This window comes from Paenibacillus lignilyticus (assembly GCF_017942085.1).
Lineage (GTDB): Bacteria > Bacillota > Bacilli > Paenibacillales > Paenibacillaceae > Paenibacillus_Z > Paenibacillus_Z lignilyticus.
This window is the reverse complement of the sequence record NZ_JAGKSP010000006.1, coordinates 299,390-320,481: the sequence shown is the minus strand read 5'-3', so window position 1 is coordinate 320,481 and position 21,092 is coordinate 299,390. Positions and strand designations below refer to the sequence as shown.

Genomic DNA, 21,092 nt, shown 5'->3' with positions numbered 1-21,092 from the left:
TATTTTTCATCGTTTATCGTGTTTCATTAATCGCAAACCGGCACCGGAATTTCAGCTTCTATCCCGAGTACTTTGTAGTAAATACGCTCGTATTCAGCCGTAATCAAATCATTACAGAACTGACGGCGCGCCCGGTGAAGGCAAGCTTCACGGACTTTACGGTACAGCTCAGGATTGCGAAGCAATTGAATCGCATTGGCAGCCATGCTGTCTGTATCGCCAATCGGCGATAAATAGCCTGTTTCGCCATGCGTGACAAGCTCGGGAATACCTCCTGCAATCGAACCGATCGTCGGAACGCCGCAGGCCATGGCTTCCAGCGCAACAAGTCCGAAGCTTTCTTTCTCAGAAGGCAGCAGCATGACGTCCGCGATGGAGATTACCTGCGCCACATCATCTTGTTTGCCGAGGAAATGAACCCGATCCTGCAAGCCAAGCTGGCGGATTTTCATCTGTACCTTCGGCAAATCCGGTCCTTCGCCAACGAGCAGCAATCGGCTTGGCACTTCCTGTGATACTTTCGCGAAGATATCCACGACATCGCTTAGCCGCTTAACCGGTCTGAAGTTGGAGATATGCATAAGTATTTTCTCGTCTTTACTCGCAAAGTCGCTTCGCAGCGAGCTGCATTCCCGCGGGTAATAGACGCGTTTATCGACAAAGTTATAAGTAAGCTCAATGGGTTTCGTAATATCGAGCAGCTCGCGCGTTTCACAAATAAGATCATTCGATACCGCCGTCACCGCATCGCTCTTGTTTATGCCCATCCGGATCAAATCCTTGAGCGACTCATCCTGCGCAAGCACCGTAATATCCGTTCCATGCAAAGTCGTAACGGTCTTCAACTGATCTCCGACCATCTGCTTCGCCAGGAACGCACAGACGGCATGAGGAACCGCGTAATGGACATGAAGAACATCCAGCTGCTGATTTTTGACGACCTGCGCCATTTTACTGGCTAACGATAAATCATAAGGCGGATAACGGAATACGTAATAATCGTTTACTTCCACTTCATGATAGAAAATGTTTTTCTGGAATTGTCCAAGACGGAAAGGAACACTATGAGTAATAAAATGAATTTCATGCCCCTTCTCTGCAAGAAGCTTTCCAAGCTCCGTTGCAACAACGCCGGAGCCGCCTAGTGTCGGATAACAAGTAATCCCGATTTTCAAGCGTTTGGCCATGTCTTCCACCTCCTGTTGTACAACGCTAATGCCAAGGTTTTCGCCAACCTTCGAGCGGATGATCTCGTTTTCTAAATTATATGCCTGAATAAGTCGATTTCAGTATTTGTAACCACTCGCTAAAATAAAGTTACCGTATGCGGGCGCTTTATTGCAAATCCTTCCGCATAAGCCCAGCCTCTCGTCTGCCCGAGCAACATGTCCCGCGCTTCAACACGCTGAATATAGCGATCGGTAAGCGGCGTCTGTACGCGATCTTCTCCTTGCTCCGGAGGCGCAAACTGTGAGCGATAGGCTTGCAACGATTTAATCTTCGTATCCATATGCCCGCTAATATCGGTAATGAGACTGACCTCATTGCTGTCGTTTATGTAATAGAAGTATAGCTGCTCCACATGTACGGGCGACAGCGACGGCAAGTAATTGCGAAGCTTGGCATTGAACACCGCTTCTTCGATCAGTCTGCTGCAGCTGACATGATCCGGATGCCTGTCCGACCAATAAGGCGCGAAGACAAGACGCGGCCGCAATCGGCGAATTTCCGTTACGATCGCCTCGATCTGATCGGCTGCTCCGGTTAAGCCCCTGTCCGGCAGTCTCAGTGTCGAACGATAGGATAAGCCAAGCACCAAAGAAGCTTCGGCAGCTTCCTGCCGCCTTGTTTCCACGGTGCCGTTAGAAGACATCTCTGCTTCCGTCAAATCGCAAATGGCAACCTTATAGCCTTCTGAAGTATGTTTGGCAATTGTTCCGCCCATGCCGATTTCAACATCATCAGGATGGGCGCCGAATGCAAGAATATCAACGGCTTCGATCATTCCGCTTCACCCGGCTTATATTTATGAACGAGCTCACGCCACGCGAAGTCGCCGCGTTGCAGCGCTCTGACCAGCAGCTCGCCTGTAGCGACATTCGTTGCTACCGGTATTCCTTGCACATCACAAAGCCTCAGAAGGGCAATGATGTCCGGCTCGTGCGGCTGTGCCATCAAGGGATCGCGCAAGAAAATAATGAGATCCATTTCATTTTGAGCTACAAGAGCACCGATTTGCTGATCCCCGCCAAGCGGTCCGGACATGAAGCGATGAATCGACAGCTTCGTTTGCTCCATAATTCGAGTGCCAGTCGTACCTGTCGAATAGAGATTATGACCTTGAAAAACATGCTCGTACGCGATGACAAAGTTTACCATTTCATCTTTCTTTCGATCGTGCGCAATAAACGCGATGTTCATTTCCAGCCGCACTCCTCTCCTGAATATCCGCATATGATGTAATTGCGCGGTTTATTAGGTCATTTAGTCCATCAAATGCTCGAAGCCATAAATAAGTCCCGTATATGTCATCACTTTCTTGCAAGCTACGCTTACGCCCGGCATGTAACCGGCACGTTCGTAGGAATCATGACGAATTTTGAGCGTTTGCCCATGACCGCCGAATACAACCTCTTGCTGGGCAAAAACACCCGGTAAACGAACACTATGTATACGGAATCCATTATAATAGCCGCCTCGTGCGCCTTCGATAATTTCTTCTTCCTTCGGGTTACCTTGGCGCAGCTCTTGGCGTGCGGCAGAGATCAGCTCTGCCGTCTTGATGGACGTTCCTGAAGGAGCATCGAGCTTCTGATCCCCGTGGTACTCAATAATTTCAACATGAGGCATGTACTTCGCCGCTTGCGCGGCAAAACGCATCATGAGGATAGCGCCGATAGAGAAGTTTGGAGCAATCAAAGCCCCGATTCCTTTTTCCTTGCACAGCTCGTCCAATTCAGTCATTTGCTCAGGCGTTAATCCCGTCGTTCCGATAACCGGACGGACACCGTGAGCAATTGCTGTAGTAGTATTGCCATATGCAGCGCTGGGTACCGTAAAATCAACGAGTACATCTGCATTTGCAGCTGCAAGCGCGTCGTCCAGATCTGCGCTGACAGTAACGCCGCACGGCTGAAGTCCGACCAATGTACCGGCATCGATCGGACCTGCTGATGGAGATACCGCAGCCGCCAGTGTAAGCATTTCATCTTGTAGTACCATTTTCACGACCTCACGACCCATGCGGCCGCTTGCTCCCATTACTGCAACTCGAATCAATTCCGTCGACATCCTGCTTTCACCTGTTCCTTTTCCGTTTAGTACGTTGACTGTTCGATCTCAGCATTCGCCGCTTGCGATTCATATCGGCGAATAACCGGCGCGCAGCCGCATGCTCAGGCTCAAGCCTAACCGCCTCGCGGGCATAGAGAGATGCCTCGTCAAATCGGCTGACCGTCGCATAGGCCGCGCTTAGCATAAGCAGCGCCTCGATATTGAGAGGATCCAGCCTGGTTGCTTCATGCAGCAAGGCGAGCGCATCCTCGGTATGCGTTGGCGAACGAGACAACAATCCTTCAGCTTGCAGTACAAGCGCTTTGGCCTTTACTGTTTCCAGATGAAACTGATAAATCACTTGCAAAGGTTCAAGCTCTACCGCCTGTTCTGCATATTGGAGCGCCTTCTGCCATTTTCCGCTGCGGGCACAAGTGATCGAGCATTTATAGTAAGCTGCTCCATTACTCGGTTCCAGCGCAATCGCTTCTTCAAAAAACAGGATTGCCTGTTCGAAATCGCCGCTTAGGATGGCTTCGTAAGCTTTCTTAATACTGCTCTCTCCGTCCATCCGCCCATCCTCCTTGTACACAGGTGATGGTACAGCATATGTAAGGACACGACTTACGGTTCGACGTTTTTTCGTGTCCAGCGATCGGCATCTCTTGTATTGAACTTGTGCATGATACGGTCATGCGCTTCGGTAAGATCGATTCCTAATGAGTTTGCAAAGCAGATGACGATAAATAAAATGTCACCCAGCTCATTCTCGATGGAGTTGTCCGCTTCATCCTTTTTCTTAGGTTTCTCGCCGAATTGATGATTGACCTCACGCGCCAGCTCGCCTACTTCTTCCGACATTCTGGCCAGCATGGACAGCGGACTAAAGTAACCTTCCTTGAATTGGGAGATATAATTGTCGACTTCCCGCTGCAGCTCGGCCATCGATTTCTCTGACACCTTAAACACCCTCTCTTGACATGAGGTTCTTTTCATATGTTATATCAAAGCGCTTTTGAAAACAATGCTTTTGACAATCCCTGCAAAGAGACATACTATGTTAAAGCCTTCATAATTTTACGACCTTGCGGAAAGGAGAGAATTACCCTTTGAAAACCAATTATGCACAACTGCTTCGCACGCTTCCGATGGTCATGCTGGGTACAGCCATCTATGCATTCGGGCTCCATTACTTTCTCATCCCGAATCAGCTCATGGAAGGCGGCGTTACCGGGATCGCGATCCTGCTTAACTACTCGCTTGATTGGCCGCTTTCCATCTCGACGCTGGTGCTCAACATCCCGCTTTACTTTATAGGATGGAAAGTACTTGGACGCTCCCATACCGGCTATACGATATTCGGCAGCGTGTCCTTGTCTTTTTTTCTCTACTTAATGGAGAAAATGATCGAGGCAGGTTGGATTGTGCCGTTTCAAACCTCAAATGACTACATACTCGCTGCACTATATGCCGGTGTCACGCTCGGGGCAGGTCTTGGAATCGTGTTCCGCTTCGGAGGTACCACCGGCGGCGTTGACATCATTGCCCGCATTGCCTCTAAGCTGCGAGGCTGGAGCATGGGACAAGTCATTCTAACACTCGATATTATCATTATCGGCGTCTCGCTTCTCTACATATCGAAGGAGAAAGTGCTGTATACGCTCGTGGCCGTATTCATTGCATCGAAGATGATCGATTTCATCCAAGAAGGCGCTTATGCGGCAAAGGCATTCTCCATCATCACCGAATCCGGCGATGAGATTGGACTCCAAATCACCAAAGAAATGGAACGCGGCGTGACCATTTTCCCTGCGAAAGGCGCATATTCGGGCAAACAAAAACAGGTCCTCTACTGCGTCGTCGCCCGTCATGAAATCAGACAGTTGAAATCGATCGTTCGCAGTATAGACCCGCTTGCTTTTATCGTCATATCCGAAGTACATGATGTGCTTGGTGAAGGGTTTAAAGAAGAATAACGGCCCTTATTTGAACCGCTCGCGCGGAAACGGAACCCCGTTCAGCTGCTGCCTGTATTTGCGCCAGCCGGCCAGAGCCAGAATCGCCATGACGAAAGACGCAATAAACATCTCCGCGATTTGGGCGCGGCCATTGCGCAGACTGCCAATGGTCGTTCCCGGCGGAATGACTTCCGCGATTGCCGCTTCCCCGTCCGAACGCCTGAATAATTGATTTGCGGCATGATCCAGCCCGCTCAGCGCAATTTGAACCGCTTCCGGACTAGCCGTACCCCCCTCGACCCCTGCAAGCACCTGCTCCGCATACGACATCTGTTCCTTCAATAGACGCAAGCTGGCTTCATCTCGCTGCATAAGTGCGGCAACCTCGAAACGTTCCACATGTTCCTTGTAAATCCCTAACGTCACCGCGGCTGCTTCCGCACGTCCTTCGGACTGCATCTGCCAAGCTGTCCGAATCCGTTGTTCATCTTCTCGCAGTATACCTTCATATTGCAGCCACAGCGGCACATTCGGCCTGTTTAATGCATCGCTCGCAAGCTTAAGTCTGGCCGCCTGCGTATACCATAACCCACTTGCATGCTTTTGCAAGAGTGCATCCTTGGCCAGCTCCATGCTTTCGTCAAAAGCAGCCCAGCCTGCAGCCGTCCCGCTCGTACGTACAGCCTTTGCCGCCGATAGCGTTTCAAGCCGCTGCAGCAGGGTAAATACCAGCTGTCGGTTCGACCCATAGGCAGCCGTATAAATTTGATCTGACAATGTACTTAATTGTGCGATCGCATTGGACCCTTCATCGGTACCAGGCTTCAATGTCGATGCAGGCTTGGCCAAATTTCCGGCAGCATAAGTAGATAGATTGCATCCGGAAAGCAGCACGATAATCACTACACTGCATAACAGCGCGAATAACGTTGATGAACGCATGCTCCCATCCCCCCCATTATCAAGGTATGGGGGGATGTCCAAACTTAGACCTTACGAAATGAGATAAAGAGCCAAGTTAAGAGCAAGCTGACGACGGATAACCCCATCGTAAAGGACTGAATTGCCGGCAAATCATTCTCCAACACATCCGGAAGCCACGGATAGATGAAATACGTATAATCCATCGTATCATTCAGCAGCAGCCATAGCAGCGCCAGAAAAGCGGCAAAACGGCCAAACACCATAAATCGGATATAGATCAGCGCTTCCACAGCCATCGCCAAATGGGAAACAATCAGCATGTAATGCTGCCATTCAAGCGGATCGCCTTGCGCCGCACCAGCAGCGATCATCGTGACTGCCCAGATGCCGTACTTAATTGAGGTGACGACGCCAAGCGCTTCAATAATGGACCGCAGTCCTATGTAGAAAGGATTCGGCTTCGCAAGTACCGGAAAGATAAGAAACAGCAGGGATAAGGTAAAGAACAAGCTGGCTGTCGGGCTGTCCGGTACAAAAACAATCCGCCAAAACGGATGAAATTGCAGCGTGTATTCCATTTGCTTGCCATACCAAATGTAACCGTATACAGTTCCTGCTGCATTCGTTAACACCATCAGCCAGAGGAACAGCCGATTCGTCCACAAAGCGCGACTCCACAAGAATCCCGCAGACTTCAACACCAGATCACTCTCCTTCTGAACAAAGTTGCAAAAGGCAACATTAGTTTATAAAAAAACCTGATCGCAGCGTACGATCAGGTTTAGTTTGTGCTATTGTTTATTCTGCTTTTTGCTTCGCAAGCCAAGTTGTCAGTTGATCGATTTCTTCAGCTGTCAGCTTGTCTTTGAATGCAGGCATGTTGTTTTTACCGTTTGTTACGATATCAACAAGCTCTTCCTTGCTGAATTCGTCACCGATCCCATGGAAAGATGGGATTCCGGCGCTTTCGTTACCTTTCAGATCCGCACCGTGACAAGCTACGCATTGTGCTTTCTTAGTCAGTTCGACAGCCGGGTCATCTTTGTCCACGAGCGGAACTTCAACAGCTGCCGCTTCTCCGCCGCCGCCGCCGGATTCTGCGGCTTTCTCTGCAGCTTCACGCGCTTTCTCTTCACGTACGATATGCTCAGGAATCGTGTTAGTCAACTTCAGCTCGTGCTGGTAGTGATCCCACGATTGCTTCGTTAGGTAGAAGACGGAAATAAGCGACATGAACATTAGGATCGAAGTAATCGGACGTCTGTAGAAACGACGCTCTTTACCTGTATCCAGGAATGGAGCCAGCATCAGCGCGCCGAATGCGATACCCGGAACGCCTACTGTACCTAGAACGACATAGTCCTTCGATACGTATTGCAATTTAAGGAATTGATACAGGAACAGGAAGTACCAGTCCGGCATCGGAATAAAAGCTGCATTCGTAGGATCCGCCGGATAACCGAGCGGAGCTGCCTCTGAAATCGTCAGAACAAGGAATCCAACGAGTACGACAACACCAACCATCCACTCCTTAAGCAGGAAGTTCGGAATAAACGCTTCCGATTTGCCTGGATAAGCGGAATAGTCAGGTGGTGTGATCGGTCCAGTTACCGCTTTTTTACGAACCCGCGAGTCACCAACGAATACAACTTTTTCGTTTGATTTGTGGCCGTGTGCCATTCGCAAAATGCCTCCTTTCGGCTTATAGTGGTCCCGAAATACCTTGCTTCCGGATCATAAAGAAGTGTGCCGCAAGAAGCGCAAGCAGTGCGCCTGGCAAGAAGAAGACGTGGATAGCGAAGAAGCGCGTCAGCGTTTCAGCGCCTACGATCTCGCCGCCTTGCATCAGTTCTTTGATATATGTACCGATGTACGGTACGGATTCCGCGATTTGAATACCAACCTTCGTCGCGAAGTAGGCTTTGTTATCCCAAGGAAGCAGGTAGCCTGTGAATCCGAGGCCTAGCATGATGAAGAAAATCAACATCCCGACAACCCAGTTCATTTCGCGCGGCGCCTTGTATGAACCTGTAAAGAATACGCGAAGCGTATGCAGGAACATCATGACGATTACGAGTGATGCACCCCAGTGATGCATACCGCGAACGATACCGCCGAATGCCACTTTGTGCTGGAGATAGTCAACGCTCTTATAAGCATTGATAATATCCGGTACGAAGTACATCGTCAGGAACATACCCGACAAAATTTGAATTACTGTGATGAAAAACGTCAATCCGCCAAAGCAGTACACGAATGCGGAGAAATGATGAGCAGGGTTAACGTGCTCCGGAACTTCATGGTCCGCAACGTCCCTCCACATCGGCGTAATATCAAGACGTTCGTCAATCCAGTTGTATACACCTTTTAACATCTGAGCTTACGCCTCCTTATACCCGTGTATTTGCTTTAATTGGTCCAAGATATACCCAGTCATTCTCGATTTTGAGGTCATACTCATCGAGGGGCTTAGGTGCTACAATCAAGTTCTTGCCGTCCTTGGTGTAGTGGGCGTTATGACACGGACAAACATACTCATTGTTTTTCTCCGTGTTCCACGCGATCGTGCATCCCAAATGCTTACACACCGGGGAAAGCGCGAATGCTTTACCTTGATCGTCAGTTGAAATCCAAGCCGTTAATTCCGGATCGCTGACGTACCAGCCGTCAACCTGATGAATTTTAAATTTAAATTCCTGAGGTTCGTTCGTAAGCTTGTTTGCTTCGACAACTTTAATCCAGGTACCGCCGGATTTTTTCTTCAAAATCGGGTCAACCGCAAAACGTATCATCGGAAGTGACATGCCTGCAGCCATGAATGCGCCTGCGCCTCCAAGCGTATACGACAAAAATTGACGTCGTGACATTCCGCTCCGTTTCACCGGGCGATGCGAATTTTCGTGTTGTTCATGGTTACTCATCTTCTGTTCTACCCCCTTTGCTGAGCCATATCTTGTGTTCTGCCGGAGAAGGCAAAACATATGATGAACTAGGACATTACCTATAATAGCCTAGGTGATTTGGAGCGTCAAGAATATGGCGGGCAATTTGCTGTTCGGATCAAAAACGCTTCTTAGATTTGTTATCATTTTGTCACAATTGACCTTGTCTGGCATTTGTTTTTCCCCAAGAGCTGTCACCTTATGCAATCTAATGCCATAGCAGCATAAGATTGCTACGCTCTTCCGAGCCAAAGCTTCCGAACCGCGTCACTAACCTCGGCTGGGCTGGGTATTTGGCCGTTTTCGACAGGCTGGATGATCAGGTCCGAACCTGTTTCAACGCCTTCGCTTGAGACATAAAATGCGGTTACAATAATGACATGCTTAAAGCCGATTCCGCGTAAATTGTCACAAACTCCTTTAAGCTGCGTTATGAATGCCGGCGTCCATTCGCCGTATTGACAAGCCGGGTATGTAACGATCCTTCCTTTGAACGGATTCTCAATCAAGTCTAGTACATCTCGAAGCCGTTCCAGGGCAGCGGTTGCTTCATGCGGCATTTCGCCTCCCGTTAATCCGGTAACCGGCAATACTGCTGTGTCCAGATAAGGCTGCAGCTCCGCCCACTGCTCAGCGCTTAGTTCGCTGAATTTCATTCCTCTCACCATTCCTTCATCATAAGCATGCGTCAAACGTACTTAGGGTATTCTAGCATCTAACCTATCATACCTCCACAAAAAAAAGCCCGCAAGCCGCTTGTCGGAGAACTCCGAAACGCGGACTGCAGACTTGGCTTTAGGCAGCGTGAACTGCTGCTTGCTTATGCGTATAAAGATTTCAGCTCGTCGGTCAGGCGACGGAATTTATCCTTGTCGCCGGAGGCAAGCGCCTGATCAATGGCTTGATAAAGCTTATCCCTACGGAATTTGAGTACAGCTTCATCAAGTAACATTTCTGCAGCAAGCCCGAGCATCACTTCGTACGATACTTTCATTTTGTCCATAGGATACACCTCCAACACTGCGTTTAAGAGATCCTATATTCCTTTCCTTACGTAAGCCGCTCTCCATCGTCTTTTGTTGATCAAGGCCGATCGTCTTTCCTGTCTTAAGTTGTGACGATTCCCGCAGGCGAATAAGTGAAAGCGTATAGGTGGGTTCCATCTGTGTAAACCCCATCATTGAGCGAACCGGCTCTACTAAATCATATTCATCACAATGAACTCCGCTAAGGACGATGGCCCTCTTAGGGCCATGAAATGTGCTCATGCCTACCGTTTCCCGTACAAATGCCTTGTTAACGGTTCAGTACAATCGCCTCATCGTCGATGCTTTGCCCCGCCACGATTGTCCTGCCGAGCGGTGTCATCCGAATCACTTGTCCAAATTCAGCATGCTCCCCGATTCTCAGTAGGCCCAAATGCATCATCATGCTAATTAGCCGCTGTTCCAGAATCGTTTCAGGCTGATCATAATAGAAGGGTTTAATATAGGGGGTCAGCGTACTCATAATGGTCTCGGCTTTGACCCAGCGGCTTCCAAGCTTATCGATCCAGTGTACGATCGCCCGAATATTGGGAATTGGACTTTTGTAAAGTCTGAGCCAGAATTGATACAGCTTGTCCGGCGGCTCTGACGTTTTCGACACTTGTCTGTCTCTGCCTGCCGGCGTCAGCACAAGCATCGTTTCGGTCTCAGCAATCCATCCTTTATAGAAGCAATAGTCATACAGGAGCGACATTCGGCTAGGATATTCCTTGATTCTTCTCCCGTACCCGAAGCGCCATTCCCCTTTCCCCGGAAGCTGCTCCTTCACACCGAACAGCTCAAGCAGCTGCAGAACATTCCGCTTGTACATGTTTCCTTCAGACGTCAGCGAGATTTCGTTCAAGTGAATATAGGTCAGAAGCTGCGAAACATCGTCACCCATTAACATTTGTTCATCCCGGTAAGCATGCGGCTCTTCATCTGTATAAGTAACTTGGGAGACGAGCCTGCGTTCCATCGTTTCTTTAAACCTTTCCTTCAAATCAGTCGGAACCTGGAATAAATAACGATCCGCTCCGGCATATCCGTTAAACAACCAACCGTATTGCTTAAACCTCGAAATCGTATCTCTCGGCCCGGCTTCAGGCTGTTGTTTCTCTTTGGCTGCTTTGGTCTTGCTGGTCGGCTTCACCTTGGCCTTAGTACTGTCTTTAGCTTTGGAGGTACGGCTTTTCTTGGGCTCGGCCGCCGTTTCGACAATAGAAACCGCTTGGCCAATCCCGTTTCCCGTCAGCGCATCCGCTTCTGCACTGCTGAATCTGCTTTGCTGTACACGTGCAATCAGCTCCTCCAAACTGAAAGCATCTCTAGCATCAAACAAGAGAGAATTGATAAATCGAAGATCCTCCAGCTTCATCGCTCCAATTTGTGCCTCAAAGACATCCCTGCGATTCACCGTGGATAAAATAGACTGAATCAAATCATTCTTCGAGTTTCCATTGCACTCACATTGATAGGTTGTCGCAATCCGGCTCAGCTGGCCAATGTCCGCGTAGCTAAGCATGTCCGCTAAATTCATCTATCAAACCTCCGTTCCCGGCCCCGCTTGCAGGTTTACTACCATTATGGGAACATTGGCGAAATTTATAACCTCCGGAGATAAAAAAAGCCGCCGACCCAGTCATTCTTGGTCGGCGGCTGTTCTTTGCATTATACATCGATGCCCTCAGCTTTGTTGAAGCTGCTCGAGATGAAGCGTGCAGTTATGAAGCAGCGGTGTCCATGCTGCCCCTTCTCGTTCCATGATAGAGAAAGATAAATTGTGGATCGGTTTGTCCGTCAGGTCCGCGCACATCGCTTGCAGTAACTGGGCAAGCAAGCTGCCATGCGTCACGACCAGCAAGTTTCTGGCAGGTACAGCAGCTGCGGCTTCCTCCACGAAAGCCAGCGATCGTTCTCGAACAGAAGCATCGCTTTCTTGTCCGCAGTCGCATCGTTTCCAGTTCGGGCCCCATTTGGCCTGACGATCGGGCTCTGTCGTTCCTTCAATCTCTCCGTAGAACCGTTCGCGAAGTCTCGCATCGCCCGGTAACAACGGAATGCCTAATGTTTCGGCAACGATTCGAGCCGTTTCGACGGCGCGAGACAGGTTGCTGGAAACGACAGCGTCCCATTTCATCGGTTCATGCAGCAGCCGGTAAGCCAGCGCTCGGGCTTGCCTGATTCCTTCACTGTTTAGCGGGATGTCGGTTTGTCCTTGGATTTTGCCAAGTCCGTTCCAGTCTGTCTTGCCATGGCGTATGAGTCCGATCCGCAACATTAATTCCCTCTTTCAATGAGAAGTCAACATCTATGTAGACGTATTCGTTAATTTCGCGTACGAGAGAACCAATTGAGAATGAGTAATGTAATGATAATGCCGAGTAACGATAACGCCACATAGTATTGCGGTACCGTCGGCACTATATTCAGAACGATTGGATCGCTAATGCTGGCAACAGGAACATCTGCGTAGAAGTCTGCGCTGATGACGGAGCTGTCGCTCGCAGCGTTGGCTGTTTCGAGCAATCCCGTCAACTTTGCCACCTCAACCGAAGAGGAATTTCCGAGTCCCTTCAACAAATAGAAAAGTCCGGAAACGAACATCGCCATGCAGCACGCAATTATAGCCGTCACATTCCTGCGGAATGATTTAGAGAATTGATAGCTGCGATTAGAAACGGGCATATACCAGGACTGTTCCGTATATATACGGTCCATAACCCCGGTATTCAAATGATCGATCGGGCCGATTTCATCGGAATGATCGGAGAAGAACTTGATTAGTTGCTCGCTTTCTTCCCATACACGAAATTCCTCCCTGCATGTCTCGCAGGTCAGAAGATGTTCGTTGACTGACATTCGTTCGCTATCATCTTCGGACAAATCCCAATAGACGCCAAACGATTGTTGTACTTCGAGGCACTTCATCGCATTTTCATCCCCTCGTATTCCTCCAGCATTGGCGATTCGCCGAAATACGGTTCAAGCTGTACTTTGACACTGCTGCGTGCACGAAACAGGAGCGACTTTACGGAGCTTACCGTTTGACCGAGGATATTGGCAATTTCCTGATAATCCAATTGGTCATACTCTCGTAAAATAAGGGCTGATCGCTGTTTCTCCGGCAGGCTGTTAATCGCATCACGAACCATGGACATCCGCTCGCTCTGCAGCAAACGCTGCTCCGGAACGGCTTCCGGCGGCGCGATAGGGATGTATCCGACTTCGTCAAAGGATACGCTGCCTGCTTTCTGCTTGCGCAATTCGCTAAGTACCGTATTTCGTGCTATGGTATACAACCATGTAGAGAAGGAAGCATCAACTTCCCGGAATGAATGCAGACTACGATACGCCTTGTAGAACGTTTCCGAGCATAAATCCTCTGCCAGAAGTTCGAGCTTGGCACTCTTTAACATGTGGTAGATGAAGGCAAGGATTTTACGTTGGTAGCGCCGCATTAATTCGGAGTATAGCTGTATGTTACCATCTTTAATTTCGCGTATAAGCTGGGAATCCGTCATCGCGGGCGACCCTCCTTGGCCTTAGGAGTGCTCCCGGTTCGGTACTATATTGTACCGACACGAGAGTGAAAAGTTGCGCGATCATCAAAAAAATGTTTCCTCGCATTATTCATTAATTAATTCGTTAAATAAACCGAAAATCCTGCTTCTTTCGACATAATGCTTTGACCCACTTTTTTACATAATCTACACCGATTGTAACATGGCTTGCTTCACGTTAGGGTAAAGTTTTTACAAAGATCCGATTCTCTATAGTCACAGTGAGGCGAGTTTCATTATAAGGCATGCAATGAACTTGCAATCGTTCTCTCTGTATGTGACGAACGATCCGGGCTTAATGTTTCACCGAAATGGGTCTCAGGACAAAAAAAAAGACCGCCTATAAGGCGGCCCCGCAAAAATATGCGATGGATTTGGATAGGAGTGGAGAGAAACCATACTGTACCTTTATTATATGTATACGTTTTCATTCTGTCAATAAGCGTTTTCATTTGTGCGCCAACTATTTTAAAAATGAACAGAATATCCAATTAAACCCAGTTTCTGGACAGCTAGATCCAGATCCTCTTGCTTGCGGAAGCTGAGCCTTAGAATTCCAGGTACGTCTTCCCTGCTCTCGATGATTTGGATATTGCTTAAATTGATATTGCTGTTGCCCAGCTCCGTAGCGACGTGGCCAATGATGCCGGGATGGTCGGGGACATCGATGTAGCATTCATAGAAGGAATGAATCATTCCTTTGCGCCGCTCCGGCAGCTTGCTGCGAAATTGGCCGGATTGCCGGAAAGCCAGCTCAATACCCGCTCCATCTTCGTTTTGCAGCATATCAATGAAGGCGCTTGTCCCATCCTGCCACTCGCGCAGCAGCTTTAACAACACTTCCCGGTTATTCACCAGAATGTCGCGCCATACACCCGGTTCGCTGGAGCCTATCCGTGTAATATCTCGGAAGCCTCCGGCTGCCAGAACGCTGTATAACGAATTGTTTTCATTATAGCCGCGTACCAGGTTCACAAGTGCCACCGCTATAATGTGAGGGAGATGGCTGATCGCACCGACAATCTCATCATGCTCTTCAGGGGCCACATGTACAATATGGGCTTTCGTATAGGTGAGCAGATCAGTCAATTTGTCGATATCTCGCTGCGCCGTTGAGGCATCAGGCGTCAATACATAGAAAGCATTCTCGAATAAATACGAGGAAGCTGCTTCTACCCCGGAGCGCTCTGAGCCCGCCATCGGATGTCCTCCGATGAATACGGCATTCCCTAATTGAGCGTTCCGTGCCGTTGCGACAACGGATGCTTTCGTGCTGCCTACATCCGTAACGATGCAGCCCGGCTTTAAATCGAGCCCGCTTAAATCATGCACATATTGCTCCAGAGAGCCTACGGGGACACACAGAAAAATAAAATCCGCGCCTTCTGCCGCCTCGCGCAGAGACGTCGTCGCATGATCGACAACGCCTCTCTCGAGGTACTTGGCTACGGATGATTCACGAACGGAATGGCCGACGACCGTTAAACCCGGCTTGCCTTTAAAACAAAGCGCGAGCGAGCCGCCGATTAAACCGACGCCGAATATCGCAATTTTCGTCATGGTGTTAACCCAGCACCGCCGCTTCTGAGAGTACTTCTTCCAGCGCGTGAACGAATGCTTCGTTCTGCGCCTGGCTGCCTACCGTAATGCGAATATGGTTCGGGTAGTAAGACCAGCGGGCACGGGAGATGATCCCTTTGCGGAGCAGACCGTCGAATACTTGCTGAGAAGGCAGTTTCACATCTACCATCACAAAGTTGCCATGCGCTTCGAAATAGCTTAGACCCAGGCGGTCAAATTGCTCGCACATATAGACGATACCTGCTGCATTGCGCTCCTTGCAGCTATTAAGGAATTCGAGATCGGCAAGCGATGCTTTCGCAGCGGCTTGGCCGAAACGAGACGTGTTAAACGGTTCGCGAACCTGATTGATCGAGCGAATAACGTCTTCGTGACCGACGCCATAGCCGATACGAAGTGAAGCAAGTCCGTAAATTTTGGAGAACGTACGCAATACGATGACGTTCTTAAACTCCGGCAGCAGCGAAATGCCATCCGGATAACCGGCATCCGTTACATATTCGTAGTAAGCTTCGTCCAGTACTACGATAACGTTCGCAGGCACTTGACGCACGAATGCTTCGAGCTCTTCTTTACGTACGATCGTGCCCGTTGGGTTATTCGGATTACATACCCAGATAATCTTCGTTTTGTCCGTTACTTTAGCCAGCATCGCAGGCAGATCATGCGTACCGTTGTTCAGCGGCACTTCGATGATCGTCGCACCTTCAATTTCGCAGTTATGTTTATATTGCGGGAACGTTTCATCGGCCATAATCGTCTCGTCGCCCGGCGTTAAGTAAGCACGGGCAAGCATGAGAATGACTTCATCGGAACCGGCGCCAAAAATAATCTGTTTCGGCGCAACGCCGAGATATTGTGCCAAATCCTTAGTCAGTTCGACGCTTCCGCCGTCCGGATAGATGCTAATGTTGTTAAGCTCATTCTGAATCGCAGCTTTCGCATGTTCGGAGCTTCCGAACGGATTCTCATTGGATGCGAGCTTAATGACTTCTTTAAGGCCGAGCTCTCTCTTTACTTCTTCAATTGGCTTGCCTGGTTGGTACACTGGCAAATGAACGATACTTTGTTTGGGTTGCACCAATAATCACCTCGTATATGTGGCGTATAGTTTAGAATTGCTATTCCAACATTGTCTCACATGTTGTGGTCATTTAAAAGCTTTTTGCCCGATTTTCTTTCGCGCTTTTAAGCTTTTATGTACAGAAGCATTCTATAAAAAGAATACCCTTTGAGCTGCCTGAGGCAGTTCAAAGGGTATCGGATTGACGATTTAGCCTCGCAGCTCTTGAACAAATGCACGGATTTGGTCTAAGCCTTCCTGCTTCGTATCCGCCGCTTGCAGCAAAGGTACGACCTCTTCGATCTTGCGAACAATCGCGCTGCCGACGATGACGCCGTCTGCCTGTTTGCCGAAGCGCTCCACCTGTTCACGGCTGGAAATACCGAAGCCGACAGCGATCGGCGTTGTTGTGGCTTCGCGGACCGTGGCGAGAAACTCGTCAATGCCGCTGTGGAAGTCAGCGCGCACGCCGGTAACGCCAAGCGACGATACGCAATAGACGAATCCGCGGGCCTTGGAAGCAATACGCTTCACGCGGTCATTGGATGTTGGGGCTACAAGCGGAATGAGATGAATATCCGCTGCCTCAGCCATTGCGCGAACCTCAGCGTCCTCTTCAATCGGCAAATCCGGAATGATTAAGCCGCTTATTCCTTTCTCGGTGACGAGGTCAAAGAACCGTTCCAGCCCGTATTGCAGAATAGGATTGTAATAGGAGAACAGGATGAATGGAAGTTTAATGCCGGCTTGACGGGCATTCTCGGCAACCTGAATGCAGTCAACCAGCGTGACTTGGCCGTTCTTCAAGGCACGCTCGGAAGCGCGTTGAATGACAGGGCCATCCGCCAACGGGTCCGAATAAGGAACGCCAAGCTCCACCATATCAGCGCCGGCCTGCTCCAGCGCACCAATGATTTCCACTGACGTGCCCAGATCAGGATCGCCGATGGTAAGGAAAGGGATCAACGCCGTGCGGCCCTCTTCACGCAGACGCTGAAACGATGCATCTATTTCATTAATGGCCATGGTTTTCGTCGCCTCCCAAGTAGCCCATAATCGCTTGCACGTCTTTGTCTCCGCGACCTGACAAGCTGACTACGATAATTTGATCACGGCTAAGCGTCGGAGCTAGCTTCATCACTTCAGCGATGGCATGCGCAGATTCCAGCGCCGGGATGATGCCTTCTGTACGCGACAGTAGCTGAAGCCCTTCGAGCGCCTCCGCATCTGTAATCGGCACATAATTAGCACGGCCTGTGTCTTTGAGGTAGGCATGCTCCGGTCCGATGCCCGGGTAATCCAGGCCTGCCGAAATCGAGTGAGCCGGCTGTACTTGCCCATGCTCGTCCTGCAGCACGTAGCTGAGCGAGCCTTGAAATACGCCATGGCGCCCCTTCGTCATCGTTGCCGCATGTTCTTCGGTTTCCACGCCGCGACCGGCGGCTTCCACGCCGAGCAGTTTCACCCCGTCATCGCCGATGAACGGATAGAACATCCCGATTGCGTTACTCCCGCCACCGACGGCAGCTACGACATAATCAGGCAAACGTCCGACTTCTTTAAGAATTTGCTCTCTGGATTCATCCCCGATAATACGCTGGAAATCGCGAACCATCATCGGGTATGGATGAGGACCGGTAACGGAACCAAGGATATAATACGTATCATCTACATGGCTGACCCAGTAACGAAGTGTCTCATTACAAGCATCCTTAAGTGTACGTGTACCTGATGTAACGGGAACTACTTCTGCACCTAGCAGCTTCATGCGGAATACATTCAGCTCTTGGCGTTTCGTATCTTCTTCGCCCATGAACACTTTGCATTCCATACCTAGCAGCGCCGCTACCGTAGCGGAAGCAACACCATGCTGGCCTGCTCCTGTTTCGGCGATGATCTTCGTTTTTCCCATTCGCTTGGCAAGTACGCCTTGGCCGATTGTATTGTTGATTTTATGTGCACCGGTATGGTTCAAATCTTCGCGTTTCAAATAAATTTGCGCGCCGCCAAGATGATCGGACAACCGCTGTGCGTGATACAGCGAAGTAGGTCTGCCCGAATACTTGGTCAATAAGTAACGAACCTCTGCAATGAATTCCGGATCCTTCGAATAATGCTGGTATGCTTCCTCTAACTCAAGCAGCGCGTTCATGAGCGTCTCAGGCACATAACGTCCGCCGAATTTACCGAAGCGCCCGTTTACGTCCGGGACTTGGATCATACGCTTCTCACCCTTTCCACAAACAATCGAATTTTCTGAATATCCTTCAAGCCATCTGTCTCCACACCGCTCGAAACATCTACACCGCTCGGGGCATATTGACTTACCAAATCCACGACATTATCCGGATGAAGCCCGCCAGCCACATAGAGCGGTACGCCCATGTCCGAAGCAGCTTCCATATACCGATCAATGACATGCCATGCAAACGTCTGTCCGGTGCCGCCGCCGGCTGTGTCGATGAGAAACCCGTCTACCACCCCGGCATAACCTTCAAGTCTTGAAGCTCCGCCGGCGTCATCTCCTTGGCTATCCTTTACGGAAAACACCTTCCATACTTGCGCGTTCAGCGTTTCTCTCACCTGCGCGCAAAACTGAGGCGATTCATCGCCATGCAGCTGAACGACATCAAGCGGTGCAACTGCAAGTACGGACTGCAATTCCTGAAGGCTTGGATTAACGAAAACGCCGACCGTCAAAGGAGCTTTATCCTCGGGCAAGCGAAGCTTCCGAGCTTCCTCGATCAGCGTCCGTGCAAGCTCGGGAGACACTTGACGTTTGCTTGGCGCAAATATGAACCCCATTTCGTCAAAGGCCAAGCCGTTCATCGCCCGAATCGTTGCTGCATCTCGCAAACCGCATATTTTAATACGTATCGGATTGAACTTACCTCTATCGTCTTGTTTAGTCCCAGCAGCAGACATTACGCGTTCACCGGTCCCATTAGCTGCTCCACAGCTGCGCCTACATCCGGCTGACGCATGAAATGTTCGCCGATCAGCACGCCTTTCGCGCCCGCGTCCTTAACGAACGCAATATCCTCTCGCGAAGAGAGCGAGCTCTCGCTAATGACGGTAATGCCGGGAGGCACCAATCCAATCAGACGCTCAGTCGTTTTAATATCCGTTACAAAAGTGTGTAAGTTCCGATTATTTATACCCACCAGCGTTGCTTTGCCCAGCCCCAGGACGGATTCCATCTCCTCTTGATCATGGACTTCCACAAGTACGTCAAGCCCAATCGCTTTGGCCGTTTCATAGAAATCCGCAAGCTGAGAAGGACGAAGAATGGCAGCAATCAACAGTATGGCATCTGCGCCGATCAAGCGCGCTTCATAGATTTGACGGTGATCCACCGTGAAGTCTTTACGAAGCAAAGGGACATTTACAGCCCGCGAAACAGCGGTCAAATATTCGTTCTTTCCTTGAAAATAATCCTCGTCCGTCAACACTGAAATACAGTCCGTGCCTGCTTCCTCATAGATGCGGGCAAGTGCGACAGGGTCAAAATCAGGCCGGATGAGACCTTTCGAAGGCGATGCTTTCTTCACTTCCGCGATCAAACCCAGATCCCGCTTCGTCCCGGACGTTAGTCTGCGCTCGAAGCCTCGGCAAGGCGGTAATTCCGCGATTTGACGCTCTGCCTCTCGAATGGAAAAATGCTCAGCCAAATCATCTACTTCTTTTCGTTTCGATGCTACGATTTTATCAAGAAACATGGCTCAACTCTCCTGTCGTTTCAATCAACTGCCGCAGTTTCATCGCTGCTTTGCCGGAATCGATGACGGTCCGTGCCACTGCAACACCCGCCTGCAAGGAGTCCGCGCCGCCACCGACGAAGATACATGCGCCTGCGTTAGCCAGCACAATGTCCCGGTATGCGCCGAAGTCATCCCCGTTGAAGATCGAACGGATGATACGCGCATTCTCATTCGCATCGCCGCCGATGACTTCGCTCAGCGAACGTGTAGTCAAACCAAGCTCCTCCGGCGTAATGGTATACGTGCGAACGGTGCCGCCCAGCAGCTCCGAAATTTGTGTCGGTGATGAAATGCTGATTTCGTCCAGACCGTCGAAGCTACTCACAACCATTGCGCGCTTCAAGCCAAGCTCGCCTAAAACGGAAGCGATCGTCTCGGTTCTGGATTTATCATAAATCCCGAGAAGCTGACGGTCGGCGCCAGCCGGATTCGTTAACGGTCCGAGCATGTTAAATATGGTACGGATACCGATCTCGCGTCTTGGACCAGCCGCGTATTTAAGGGATGGATGATACAGCTGCGCAAACATGAAGCAGATCCCGATCTCATCCAGGCAGCGAGCTGCCTGCTCCGGTGACAATGTAATGTTGACGCCAAGCGCCTCCAGCGTATCCGCGCTGCCGGATTTGCCGGACATCGCCCGGTTGCCGTGTTTGGCAACGCGGACGCCCGCCGCTGAAGCTATGATAGCAGAAGCTGTCGAAATATTGAATTTATGAATGCCGGACCCACCCGTTCCACAGGTGTCCAGAAGTCCGTTGCGCTCGGTATGAACATGATTGGAAAACGAACGCATCGCTTCCGCGAAGCCGGTAATCTCGTCTTTGGTTTCGCCTTTCATCCGAAGCGCCGTTGAGATGGCGCCGATCTGTGCACCGGAAGCTTCACCGCTCATAATAATCTCCATTACGCCGCGTGCTTCTTCCCGCGTCAGGTTAGTCCCGCCAACCACTACATTCAGCGCCCGCTGCATCGTCATGAGTTCATTCGTAACTGCCATGC

25 protein-coding genes are annotated in these 21,092 nt (G+C 50.0%); 1 reads left to right on the top strand and 24 read right to left on the bottom strand.

Annotated features, from left to right (window positions below; all coding sequences use genetic code 11):
- Positions 1-26 precede the first annotated feature (26 nt).
- The 6 genes from bshA to I8J30_RS17420 form a co-directional block, all read right to left on the bottom strand.
- Positions 27-1,187: an N-acetyl-alpha-D-glucosaminyl L-malate synthase BshA gene (gene bshA / locus I8J30_RS17445; RefSeq protein WP_210659859.1), complete on the bottom strand. Its 1,161-nt coding sequence runs from the start codon at positions 1,185-1,187 to the stop codon at positions 27-29.
- 119 nt (positions 1,188-1,306) lie between these two features.
- Positions 1,307-2,005: a bacillithiol biosynthesis deacetylase BshB1 gene (bshB1, locus tag I8J30_RS17440; protein ID WP_210659857.1), complete on the bottom strand. Its 699-nt coding sequence runs from the start codon at positions 2,003-2,005 to the stop codon at positions 1,307-1,309.
- Positions 2,002-2,421 (bottom strand): methylglyoxal synthase, encoded by a 420-nt coding sequence (locus tag I8J30_RS17435; RefSeq protein ID WP_090976676.1) that lies wholly within the window; start codon positions 2,419-2,421, stop codon positions 2,002-2,004. Before I8J30_RS17435 ends, bshB1 begins: the two co-directional genes overlap by 4 nt.
- Before the next feature lie 63 nt (positions 2,422-2,484).
- On the bottom strand, positions 2,485-3,291 hold the full coding sequence (dapB, locus tag I8J30_RS17430; RefSeq protein ID WP_210659847.1) for a 4-hydroxy-tetrahydrodipicolinate reductase: 807 nt from the start codon (positions 3,289-3,291) through the stop codon (positions 2,485-2,487).
- A gap of 7 nt (positions 3,292-3,298) precedes the next feature.
- On the bottom strand, positions 3,299-3,844 hold the full coding sequence (locus tag I8J30_RS17425) for a tetratricopeptide repeat protein (RefSeq protein WP_210659837.1): 546 nt from the start codon (positions 3,842-3,844) through the stop codon (positions 3,299-3,301).
- 53 nt (positions 3,845-3,897) lie between these two features.
- Positions 3,898-4,269, bottom strand: coding sequence for a nucleotide pyrophosphohydrolase (locus I8J30_RS17420; RefSeq protein ID WP_210659829.1), 372 nt, complete (start codon positions 4,267-4,269; stop codon positions 3,898-3,900).
- Between the two features lie 152 nt (positions 4,270-4,421).
- On the opposite strand from I8J30_RS17420, the gene I8J30_RS17415 reads away from it, so the two are divergent.
- Positions 4,422-5,249, top strand: coding sequence for a YitT family protein (locus tag I8J30_RS17415; protein ID WP_210660100.1), 828 nt, complete (start codon positions 4,422-4,424; stop codon positions 5,247-5,249).
- A gap of 6 nt (positions 5,250-5,255) precedes the next feature.
- On the opposite strand, the gene I8J30_RS17410 is transcribed toward I8J30_RS17415, so the two are convergent.
- The 18 genes from I8J30_RS17410 to trpD form a co-directional block, all read right to left on the bottom strand.
- Positions 5,256-6,173, bottom strand: coding sequence for a sporulation protein YpjB (locus I8J30_RS17410; RefSeq protein ID WP_210659826.1), 918 nt, complete (start codon positions 6,171-6,173; stop codon positions 5,256-5,258).
- Between the two features lie 44 nt (positions 6,174-6,217).
- Positions 6,218-6,790 (bottom strand): DUF1405 domain-containing protein, encoded by a 573-nt coding sequence (locus I8J30_RS17405; RefSeq protein WP_210660099.1) that lies wholly within the window; start codon positions 6,788-6,790, stop codon positions 6,218-6,220.
- A 163-nt stretch (positions 6,791-6,953) separates the two neighbouring features.
- Complete coding sequence (locus I8J30_RS17400; protein WP_091218954.1) at positions 6,954-7,835, bottom strand: menaquinol-cytochrome c reductase cytochrome b/c subunit; 882 nt, start codon at positions 7,833-7,835, stop codon at positions 6,954-6,956.
- Positions 7,836-7,857: 22 nt separating this feature from the next.
- Positions 7,858-8,529, bottom strand: a complete 672-nt coding sequence (qcrB, locus tag I8J30_RS17395; RefSeq protein WP_090976689.1) for a menaquinol-cytochrome c reductase cytochrome b subunit — start codon at positions 8,527-8,529, stop codon at positions 7,858-7,860.
- A 16-nt stretch (positions 8,530-8,545) separates the two neighbouring features.
- Positions 8,546-9,076, bottom strand: coding sequence for a Rieske (2Fe-2S) protein (locus I8J30_RS17390; RefSeq protein ID WP_091218957.1), 531 nt, complete (start codon positions 9,074-9,076; stop codon positions 8,546-8,548).
- Positions 9,077-9,330: 254 nt separating this feature from the next.
- Entirely contained in the window at positions 9,331-9,753 is a 423-nt protein-coding gene (locus I8J30_RS17385) for a DUF2487 family protein (protein ID WP_210659825.1), read from the bottom strand.
- 164 nt (positions 9,754-9,917) lie between these two features.
- Positions 9,918-10,100, bottom strand: a complete 183-nt coding sequence (locus I8J30_RS17380) for an IDEAL domain-containing protein (RefSeq protein ID WP_090976696.1) — start codon at positions 10,098-10,100, stop codon at positions 9,918-9,920.
- Between the two features lie 293 nt (positions 10,101-10,393).
- Complete coding sequence (locus I8J30_RS17375; protein WP_210659823.1) at positions 10,394-11,662, bottom strand: hypothetical protein; 1,269 nt, start codon at positions 11,660-11,662, stop codon at positions 10,394-10,396.
- Between the two features lie 147 nt (positions 11,663-11,809).
- Positions 11,810-12,400: a histidine phosphatase family protein gene (locus I8J30_RS17370; RefSeq protein ID WP_210660097.1), complete on the bottom strand. Its 591-nt coding sequence runs from the start codon at positions 12,398-12,400 to the stop codon at positions 11,810-11,812.
- A gap of 50 nt (positions 12,401-12,450) precedes the next feature.
- Complete coding sequence (locus I8J30_RS17365; RefSeq protein ID WP_091218965.1) at positions 12,451-13,053, bottom strand: anti-sigma factor family protein; 603 nt, start codon at positions 13,051-13,053, stop codon at positions 12,451-12,453.
- Complete coding sequence (locus I8J30_RS17360; RefSeq protein ID WP_090976703.1) at positions 13,050-13,646, bottom strand: RNA polymerase sigma factor; 597 nt, start codon at positions 13,644-13,646, stop codon at positions 13,050-13,052. The genes I8J30_RS17365 and I8J30_RS17360 overlap by 4 nt, the downstream gene beginning before the upstream one ends.
- 507 nt (positions 13,647-14,153) lie before the next feature.
- A complete protein-coding gene (locus I8J30_RS17355) occupies positions 14,154-15,245 on the bottom strand; it encodes a prephenate dehydrogenase (RefSeq protein WP_210659821.1) in 1,092 nt (363 codons plus the stop codon).
- A gap of 4 nt (positions 15,246-15,249) precedes the next feature.
- Positions 15,250-16,347, bottom strand: coding sequence for a histidinol-phosphate transaminase (hisC, locus tag I8J30_RS17350; RefSeq protein ID WP_210659819.1), 1,098 nt, complete (start codon positions 16,345-16,347; stop codon positions 15,250-15,252).
- 192 nt (positions 16,348-16,539) lie between these two features.
- Complete coding sequence (gene trpA / locus I8J30_RS17345) at positions 16,540-17,349, bottom strand: tryptophan synthase subunit alpha (protein ID WP_210660095.1); 810 nt, start codon at positions 17,347-17,349, stop codon at positions 16,540-16,542.
- Positions 17,345-18,550 (bottom strand): tryptophan synthase subunit beta, encoded by a 1,206-nt coding sequence (trpB, locus tag I8J30_RS17340; protein ID WP_210659817.1) that lies wholly within the window; start codon positions 18,548-18,550, stop codon positions 17,345-17,347. Before trpB ends, trpA begins: the two co-directional genes overlap by 5 nt.
- Positions 18,547-19,254, bottom strand: a complete 708-nt coding sequence (locus tag I8J30_RS17335; RefSeq protein WP_210659815.1) for a phosphoribosylanthranilate isomerase — start codon at positions 19,252-19,254, stop codon at positions 18,547-18,549. The genes trpB and I8J30_RS17335 overlap by 4 nt, the downstream gene beginning before the upstream one ends.
- Positions 19,254-20,048: an indole-3-glycerol phosphate synthase TrpC gene (trpC, locus tag I8J30_RS17330; RefSeq protein ID WP_210659813.1), complete on the bottom strand. Its 795-nt coding sequence runs from the start codon at positions 20,046-20,048 to the stop codon at positions 19,254-19,256. The genes I8J30_RS17335 and trpC overlap by 1 nt, the downstream gene beginning before the upstream one ends.
- Positions 20,038-21,090, bottom strand: coding sequence for an anthranilate phosphoribosyltransferase (gene trpD, locus I8J30_RS17325; protein WP_210659811.1), 1,053 nt, complete (start codon positions 21,088-21,090; stop codon positions 20,038-20,040). Before trpD ends, trpC begins: the two co-directional genes overlap by 11 nt.
- Positions 21,091-21,092: the final 2 nt, after the last annotated feature.

Coding starts and splice junctions, on each gene's coding strand:
- qcrB (WP_090976689.1), bottom strand. CDS start 8,529: ATGTTAAAAGGTGTATACAACTGGATTGACGAACGTCTTGATATTACG.
- trpC (WP_210659813.1), bottom strand. CDS start 20,048: ATGTTTCTTGATAAAATCGTAGCATCGAAACGAAAAGAAGTAGATGAT.
- I8J30_RS17425 (WP_210659837.1), bottom strand. CDS start 3,844: ATGGACGGAGAGAGCAGTATTAAGAAAGCTTACGAAGCCATCCTAAGC.
- I8J30_RS17435 (WP_090976676.1), bottom strand. CDS start 2,421: ATGAACATCGCGTTTATTGCGCACGATCGAAAGAAAGATGAAATGGTA.
- I8J30_RS17390 (WP_091218957.1), bottom strand. CDS start 9,076: ATGAGTAACCATGAACAACACGAAAATTCGCATCGCCCGGTGAAACGG.
- I8J30_RS17385 (WP_210659825.1), bottom strand. CDS start 9,753: ATGAAATTCAGCGAACTAAGCGCTGAGCAGTGGGCGGAGCTGCAGCCT.
- I8J30_RS17415 (WP_210660100.1), top strand. CDS start 4,422: ATGGTCATGCTGGGTACAGCCATCTATGCATTCGGGCTCCATTACTTT.
- trpB (WP_210659817.1), bottom strand. CDS start 18,550: ATGATCCAAGTCCCGGACGTAAACGGGCGCTTCGGTAAATTCGGCGGA.
- I8J30_RS17400 (WP_091218954.1), bottom strand. CDS start 7,835: ATGGCACACGGCCACAAATCAAACGAAAAAGTTGTATTCGTTGGTGAC.
- I8J30_RS17405 (WP_210660099.1), bottom strand. CDS start 6,790: ATGGTGTTAACGAATGCAGCAGGAACTGTATACGGTTACATTTGGTAT.
- I8J30_RS17410 (WP_210659826.1), bottom strand. CDS start 6,173: ATGCGTTCATCAACGTTATTCGCGCTGTTATGCAGTGTAGTGATTATC.
- I8J30_RS17360 (WP_090976703.1), bottom strand. CDS start 13,646: ATGACGGATTCCCAGCTTATACGCGAAATTAAAGATGGTAACATACAG.
- I8J30_RS17365 (WP_091218965.1), bottom strand. CDS start 13,053: ATGAAGTGCCTCGAAGTACAACAATCGTTTGGCGTCTATTGGGATTTG.
- bshA (WP_210659859.1), bottom strand. CDS start 1,187: ATGGCCAAACGCTTGAAAATCGGGATTACTTGTTATCCGACACTAGGC.
- dapB (WP_210659847.1), bottom strand. CDS start 3,291: ATGTCGACGGAATTGATTCGAGTTGCAGTAATGGGAGCAAGCGGCCGC.
- I8J30_RS17335 (WP_210659815.1), bottom strand. CDS start 19,254: ATGTCTGCTGCTGGGACTAAACAAGACGATAGAGGTAAGTTCAATCCG.
- I8J30_RS17355 (WP_210659821.1), bottom strand. CDS start 15,245: ATGACGAAAATTGCGATATTCGGCGTCGGTTTAATCGGCGGCTCGCTC.
- I8J30_RS17375 (WP_210659823.1), bottom strand. CDS start 11,662: ATGAATTTAGCGGACATGCTTAGCTACGCGGACATTGGCCAGCTGAGC.
- bshB1 (WP_210659857.1), bottom strand. CDS start 2,005: ATGATCGAAGCCGTTGATATTCTTGCATTCGGCGCCCATCCTGATGAT.
- I8J30_RS17420 (WP_210659829.1), bottom strand. CDS start 4,269: ATGAAAAGAACCTCATGTCAAGAGAGGGTGTTTAAGGTGTCAGAGAAA.
- I8J30_RS17380 (WP_090976696.1), bottom strand. CDS start 10,100: ATGGACAAAATGAAAGTATCGTACGAAGTGATGCTCGGGCTTGCTGCA.
- trpD (WP_210659811.1), bottom strand. CDS start 21,090: ATGGCAGTTACGAATGAACTCATGACGATGCAGCGGGCGCTGAATGTA.